Here is a 6,647-nt window from a genome sequence, read left to right on the forward strand (position 1 = left end):
TCATGATAGTAGTATACATTGTGTTATCTAATATTAATTTTTTTTACAATGGTTTTTCACTACCAGAAGCTATATTAGATAATTCAATCAAAGCAAATAATTTTTCCACAAAAGAAACGAATTTATACTTGCGAAGTGGAATTCTATTGATATTAAATACGGTATTTTCGAAGGGAAAACTATTTGGATTTCAAATAATGAACCGATTTACGGATTGAAAATAATATTTAATCCAGGTAAATATACGAGTATGACTGATTACGATGGAATTTTCAGGGCAAAATTACCTTTTGGAAAATATAAACTTGATATTTTCTATTTAAATCTTTTATTAAAAACAGATTATATTATTATCGATTCGGAAAGCCATACCAAACTATATTCATTTCAGGATTTACCCAATCAATCAACTATAGAGATTAAAAATAGTTTATAAAACTTTCCTACTGCGCATAACAGCGACTTACCGCTACGCTTCGGCACAAGGCCTCGCTCGGCCTACGGCAAATTCCCCTCCCTCTGGCATTCGCCTTGCCTTCGCAAGCTACATGCCAGTCCCTAACGTCCCGCAGGGACTCAGGGTCGGGGAACTTCGGTAAGTCTATTCGTTATGCGCTATTTGTTAAAATAAATATATAAAAGAAAAAAAATGATAAATGATCTAATAAAATCTAATCCGGAATTAATAAATAAAAGCTTAACTGCTCTCCTTGGTCTTTGTGGAGATGGAAAACTTAAAAATGGAAACAATTGCTCCATAGAATTTAGGCAATTTTTAACAAATATTCCAATTTTAAAAATCAAATCATTCATCCAAGAATGCATCGAATCAAATTTCACTGATAGTGGATATGTACTACAAGATTTGATAAATGAAATTGGACGACGACTAGGTTTTCTCGTAGAGTTTGGCCTTTATCAAGGAAACAAAAACGAAATCGGAAATGATGGGCTTTGGATTGATCAAAACAATTCTTTCGTTATCGAAGTAAAAACTACCGATGCTTACCGAATAAGTACTGATAAAATCGATAATTATAGGACAAAACTAATCGAAAAAGGGAAAATAAACGCTGAAAACTCTTATAACTTAATAGTTGTTGGCAGACAAGATACAGGCGATTTAGAAGCTCAAATTAGAGGCTCAATCCATGCATGGAGAACAAGAATTATTAGCGTCGATTCATTATGGAAATTATTAAGCACAAAAGAAAAATTAGATGATCCTCAAGTTATAAAACTTATAACTCAATGTCTGCAACCCTTTGAGTATACGAAATTAGATAGACTCATTGATTTAGTATTTAGTACAAGCCAAGATCTCACTAATAATGCATCAGAATTATTGGAACCAGAATTATCTGTAGATGAAGAAAATTCTGAAAAAAATGAGAAAAAATTCACACCTCTTTCTTTCCACCAAGAAGTTGTATTTAAACTTGAGGAACTGAGTAAAAATAAATATAACAAAGTATCTAAATCACTTTTTGAAAGTGAAGATAAAAATAACGGTGAATTAGTAATTGTAAGCAAAGAATATAAAACAAAGAATAATCGAATATTCTGGTATGCCTTTCATCCACATCAAGAAAAATCACTCGAAAAATATAAAAATTCAAATGTGGTATTAGCTTGCGGATCAAATAATCTTATTTACCGAATACCATTTAATATTTTTAAACCTCTTCTTCAAAACATGAATACAACAGAAACCGAAGACAGAAAATATTGGCATGTTAAAATTTCTATAAATACTGAATTAAAAGCCTTTATCCTTCAACCATTATCTGGGCAAAATGTTGATATATCAAATTATCTGATGAAATAACAAACAGCGCATAACAGCGCCTTAACGCTTCGCTTCGGCACAAGGCCTCGCTCGGTCTGCGACACATAGGCTTCTGGCACTCCCCTTGCTTACGCAAGTGTCGTTCCAGTCCCTAACGTCCCGTTGGGACTCAGGGTCAGCCTACGTCGTTAAGGCTAGTTCGTTAGCCGCAATATTCACAAATTTATTCAGGAAATTTAACAATCTATGTTCACAATAAAAGATCAATTAAATCAAAAATACGGATTTTCATGCCAAAGTTGGCTTGTTGCAGAAATTGCAAAACTATATTTTAGCAACAAACATAGAACATGGTTTGCTAGTAAAATTAATCCAAGCTCAAACGGACTATCCTCTAATCCAATTCGCTTATATATGGATCTAGAAGCCATTATAGAAAAAAACGATTTTAATCATTCACGTGTATATCAAATTAAGAATAAAATAACCCAATGGATTATTGGAACAAATCTTAATATTATTGAAAAAATGCGTATCATTAATGCAATTAATAAGGCCCCAGTCATAGCTCTAAGACCACAAATTTGGAAAATCGATCTAGCTAAAATCCATATATCGAGACTTATTTCTGTCGGGCAATTTCCTGACGAGTATCTCATAAAAGATCTATCACAATCTGAATTTAAAGTTATACTGGAGCACACATAAAATGTTAGACCTAGACAAAAAAGCCGAATTCCTAAATCTCGTTGCCTTAAAAATTTTGAATAAGTTTGATTATAGTCAGTTCATAATAACTTCCTATTTCACCGAAACTGAATTAGATGAACAAATGATTTTTTACAAAAATAATGGAGATGATGAAGAAATTAAAATCTTAAAAGAATTCGAGTTAGCAATGAATATCAAAGACGAAAATTATAGAAATATATTATTGAGTAGATTTTATGATAGCTGCATTAACTCACTAGTCGCTTACTCTGATTCTGAATATTGGCTTAAAAACAAATCAGAAAATAGGTCAAATAATTCCAGTTTAATTAACTCATTATTTATTTTTTCAAATGAGAAAAGAGAAGATTATTCAAATAAATTCCGTGATAATGAATTCGAAATTTTGGCATTAAACGAACTTTTAAGAAATTTACCAGAATACTACTTATTAGAAAATTACAAACTTGGCAATCAACAGGTAGATGGAATTTTAATACCAAAGTCAAATGTGCCTTACAAATTAAACATTATTGTAGAGATTAAAAATAAAATATTAGATTCTCAAAAAGAAATTGTAAATTTCTATGAAAAGATAAACAAAACAATAAAAAAAATATACAACAATTGACCTGCCCCCATTTTCAGTACCAATGGATAAGTTAGTTTTCTCTAAACATTTCAACCATAAGATCGCTTAAACTCTGAAGGAGTCAAGTAATTCAATGAAGAGTGAAGACGCTCGTCGTTGTATTCCTTTTGGAAAATTCGCAAAGCATCGGTTAACTCTCTTTGATTTTTAAAGTAGTGTAGATTCAAACACTCATCTCTAAGTTTACCATTGAAACTTTCTATAAATGCATTTTGTGTTGGTTTTCCTTTTTCAATAAAGTGAATTTCTATCCCCTTATCTTCTGCCCATTTCTGGAAGTCTTTGGATGTAAATTCTGTTCCATTATCCAAAACAAATGCTCTTGGAAGTCTTTCGAGGGTGTTTAAATATCTGATCAACTTTTCTGACGAAAAAGTAAACTCTGCCTGAAGTATGGTATTCTCTCTTGTTAAATGATCAATACCTGTTAAAATTCTTTGCTTTCTTCCATCAATCGTCCGTTCGAAAACAAAGTCCATTGACCAAACTTCGTTTGAATTCTTAGGCAATGGTAGTTGCTGTGATGATGCATTTCTTTTCTTTCGCTTCGGTTTTGTCCTTATTTTAAGCCCTTCTAAGCAATATAGTCGATATACTTTCTTATGATTGATTGTCCTACCCGACCTTCTTAACCTTCGGTAAATTCGTCGATAGCCTTCCCGTTTCCATCGAAAAGCAAGTCTTCGAATTTCGTTCATTGTCTCTTCATCAATAGCTTTCGGCTGATAATAATAACTTGATTTAGGAAGAAGAACAACATCTAGGCTTCTGTTTAGAGAAAGTCCCTCTTCAACTAGCAGATCAACTGCTCTCTCCTTCGTTGATCTGCTCAAAACTTTTTTCCCAAAACATTCTTAATTGCTTGGATTTCGAGAGCCATGTCAGCTACCAATCTTTTGAGATTTGAATTTTCCTGCTCGAGTGCCTTCATCTTCTTGATTTCGCTAAGCTCCATTCCTCCATACTTGTTACGCCAGCGATAAAATGTTTGTTCAGTGATTCCGTATTTTCGTGAAAGTTCCTTGATTGGAATACCTGTTTCTGCTTCCTTTAATATCCGAAAAATCTCGCTTTCTTCTATCTTCTTTCTTGCCATAATGCTCTCTCCTTAATATCGGAGAAAACTAACTTAAATATCGGTGCAGTTTTTGGGGAGCAGGTCACAATGATGCAATATTTCTGTTGATTGTTCCTGAAATCAGCGAGAACGAAATAAAAAAATTAACTGGAAATTATAAAAACTTTGCAATTGGTTCCTACAATATTCAAGAAAATATTATTAATATTGAACATTTAAATCGAATATTACAAAAGTAAATACTGCGGCTAACAGCGACTTACCGCTACGCTTCGGGACAAGCCCTCGCTCGGCCTCCGGCAAATTCCCTTTCTGTCACTCGTTTGCATCCGCAAACTACGTGCCAGTCCCTAACGTCCCGTTCCGGGACTCAGGGTCAGGGAACTTCGGTAAGTCTAGTTCGTTATACGCAATGTTCGAAATTTAATATATGTCAAATTTAAAATTAATTGAGAAACAAAAATTGGAAAAGCTTTTTAAAATGAGCGAAGGATTTGTTTTGGATTTCACAAACTCTACATTTTCAGAGTATATTTATGAAATTGTAAAAATAAATATTTATGATTCAAAATATGAATACAAAGGAAATTCAAAAGCCAATAGACTTCGCGCTGTTTTTGAATTAGAACCAAATATTTTATGCGCAAAATTAATAAAAGGTTTAATTGAATACAAACATAGTAAAGATTTAGAAAACCCAGATTTTATTATTAACAAAATTCCTGATTTACAATTTGAATGTTATCAGATAGCTACTCGATTGGAAAAAAATCCAGAAACTCATAACATTGAAGAGTTAAATCCAGATTTAGATGATAAAGATTTTGAATTATTAATAAAAAACATAAAAATAAGTATAGATAATAATCAACCGGAAGCTGCAATCGATAGACTTCATACTCTTTGTCAAAAATATCTAAGAAACATTCTTCATAAAACTGGGAATCAAATCTCTAAGGATACCCCTTTACATAGTTTACTAGGATTATACATAAAAAACTTGCCTGAAAATCAAGTTTCAAAAATGAGTGAAAGAATTTTAAAATCATCAATTTCGATATTAGATTCATTTAACCAAATAAGAAATGATAAATCACTAGCACATGATAATATGGTTATCTCATCCGAAGAAAGTATTTATATTTACAATTCAATTTATAATTTATTAAAATTTATACGTATTATTGAAGCAAAACTAACTAACTGACAGAATTCGAACACTGCGCATAACAGCGCCTTAACGCTTCGCTTCGGGTCTTCGCCCTCGCTTGGCCTGCGGCACATAGGCTTCTGGCACTCCCCTTGCTTACGCAAGTGTCGTTCCAGTCCCTAACGTCCCGTTTCGGGACTCAGGGCCAGCCTACGTCGTTAAGGCTAGTTCGTTATGCGTAATGGCTTAAATATGTATGATTTCAAAAAATTCAACTAAAATAGATTTTAAGAATAATGAAAAATATCTATTCGTTGGAATAATTGAATTTCTACGAATTTCAAATAATACAAGTTTTTAAAGGATAAAGATTCTTATAATTTTTGACACTAATAAAATTGTCTGATATTTCCTTGATAATTTTTCTATAAAGATTTGGTTTATGATATGAATGACGAAAAATTCTATGAACTAAATGCTATATCTGAAAATATTCATACAAAATTTGAAGATCTAAAAGAAAAAGGCGAAATAGAAAATATCGAATTTTTAATTAAGAATCTTCTAAAAAAACTTCCAGAGAAATATTCTATTGAATTCAGCTTCAATTTAAGTATATTTGATTCTGAAAGAGAAAAATCAATTGAAATGTTACGTGTTGGAATTAATGGTCTTGGTAATACCGCTGAAACATATAAATTCAGTGAATCGTATAAATTTAATCGATATTTAGTTCAAGGCCACATTGTTGAAATTCCTCATAATCATTGTCCTAATTGCTGGAGCGAGTGGGATTTTAAATATTTGGGAAGCTCATGTTCTGATTGTGGCGTAACATTAGGTAAAGAAGTTAAATTACTAATCGATTCAAATGAATGTCCAAATTGTGAGAGCGGGAAAATTTCACCCAAAAAACCTCACTGCGATAAGTGCGATTTTATAGCAGAAGATGATTTGGTCATTTGGGGATAAAGCCACTACGCATAACAGCGACTTACCGCTACGCTTCGGCACAAGGCCTCGCTCGGCCTACGGCAAATTCCCCTTCTGGCATTCGCCTTGCTTAAGCAAGCTGCATGCCAGTCCCTACCGTCCCGTCACCGGGACTCAGGGTCGGGGAACTTCGGTAAGTCTATTCGTTATACGCAATATCCAAAAAGTGACTAAGAGATACTTCTCAAGTAATCGCGTTGATGTTCTATTTTTAAAGTTTACCTTTGCATTAGAAAACTTCTATCGCAGTTCCGTTGAGTAATTATAATCCCTT

At 32.8% G+C, this 6,647-nt stretch carries 9 protein-coding genes; 7 read left to right on the forward strand and 2 right to left on the reverse strand.

The window, feature by feature from the left end:
- The 5 genes from LEP1GSC202_RS20115 to LEP1GSC202_RS17485 all read left to right on the forward strand — a co-directional run.
- Window positions 1-218, forward strand: a 218-nt coding sequence (locus LEP1GSC202_RS20115; RefSeq protein WP_039929399.1) for a hypothetical protein, incomplete at its 5' end; no start/stop codon positions are given.
- A 32-nt stretch (window positions 219-250) separates the two neighbouring features.
- Window positions 251-436 carry a hypothetical protein gene (locus LEP1GSC202_RS17470; RefSeq protein WP_015679087.1) on the forward strand — a complete coding sequence of 62 codons (186 nt, stop codon included), beginning with the start codon at window positions 251-253 and terminating at the stop codon, window positions 434-436.
- A gap of 213 nt (window positions 437-649) precedes the next feature.
- The gene (locus tag LEP1GSC202_RS17475; RefSeq protein WP_015679083.1) at window positions 650-1,828 is read left to right on the forward strand and encodes a hypothetical protein; all 1,179 of its coding nucleotides are present in this window, start codon (window positions 650-652) and stop codon (window positions 1,826-1,828) included.
- A gap of 207 nt (window positions 1,829-2,035) precedes the next feature.
- Window positions 2,036-2,497, forward strand: coding sequence for a hypothetical protein (locus tag LEP1GSC202_RS17480; protein ID WP_039929401.1), 462 nt, complete (start codon window positions 2,036-2,038; stop codon window positions 2,495-2,497).
- A gap of 1 nt (window position 2,498) precedes the next feature.
- Window positions 2,499-3,131: a hypothetical protein gene (locus LEP1GSC202_RS17485; protein ID WP_015679082.1), complete on the forward strand. Its 633-nt coding sequence runs from the start codon at window positions 2,499-2,501 to the stop codon at window positions 3,129-3,131.
- A 50-nt stretch (window positions 3,132-3,181) separates the two neighbouring features.
- On the opposite strand, the gene LEP1GSC202_RS17490 is transcribed toward LEP1GSC202_RS17485, so the two are convergent.
- Both LEP1GSC202_RS17490 and LEP1GSC202_RS17495 read right to left on the reverse strand, forming a co-directional pair.
- Window positions 3,182-3,985: an IS3 family transposase gene (locus tag LEP1GSC202_RS17490; RefSeq protein ID WP_015675630.1), complete on the reverse strand. Its 804-nt coding sequence runs from the start codon at window positions 3,983-3,985 to the stop codon at window positions 3,182-3,184.
- Entirely contained in the window at window positions 3,982-4,248 is a 267-nt protein-coding gene (locus LEP1GSC202_RS17495; protein ID WP_015675631.1) for a transposase, read from the reverse strand. The genes LEP1GSC202_RS17490 and LEP1GSC202_RS17495 overlap by 4 nt, the downstream gene beginning before the upstream one ends.
- A gap of 412 nt (window positions 4,249-4,660) precedes the next feature.
- On the opposite strand from LEP1GSC202_RS17495, the gene LEP1GSC202_RS17500 reads away from it, so the two are divergent.
- Entirely contained in the window at window positions 4,661-5,437 is a 777-nt protein-coding gene (locus LEP1GSC202_RS17500) for an abortive infection family protein (RefSeq protein WP_015679085.1), read from the forward strand.
- Between the two features lie 390 nt (window positions 5,438-5,827).
- On the forward strand, window positions 5,828-6,352 hold the full coding sequence (locus LEP1GSC202_RS17505; RefSeq protein ID WP_015679086.1) for a hypothetical protein: 525 nt from the start codon (window positions 5,828-5,830) through the stop codon (window positions 6,350-6,352).
- Window positions 6,353-6,647 lie beyond the last annotated feature (295 nt).

Origin of the sequence: Leptospira yanagawae serovar Saopaulo str. Sao Paulo = ATCC 700523, assembly GCF_000332475.2 — a bacterium.
Lineage (GTDB): Bacteria > Spirochaetota > Leptospiria > Leptospirales > Leptospiraceae > Leptospira_A > Leptospira_A yanagawae.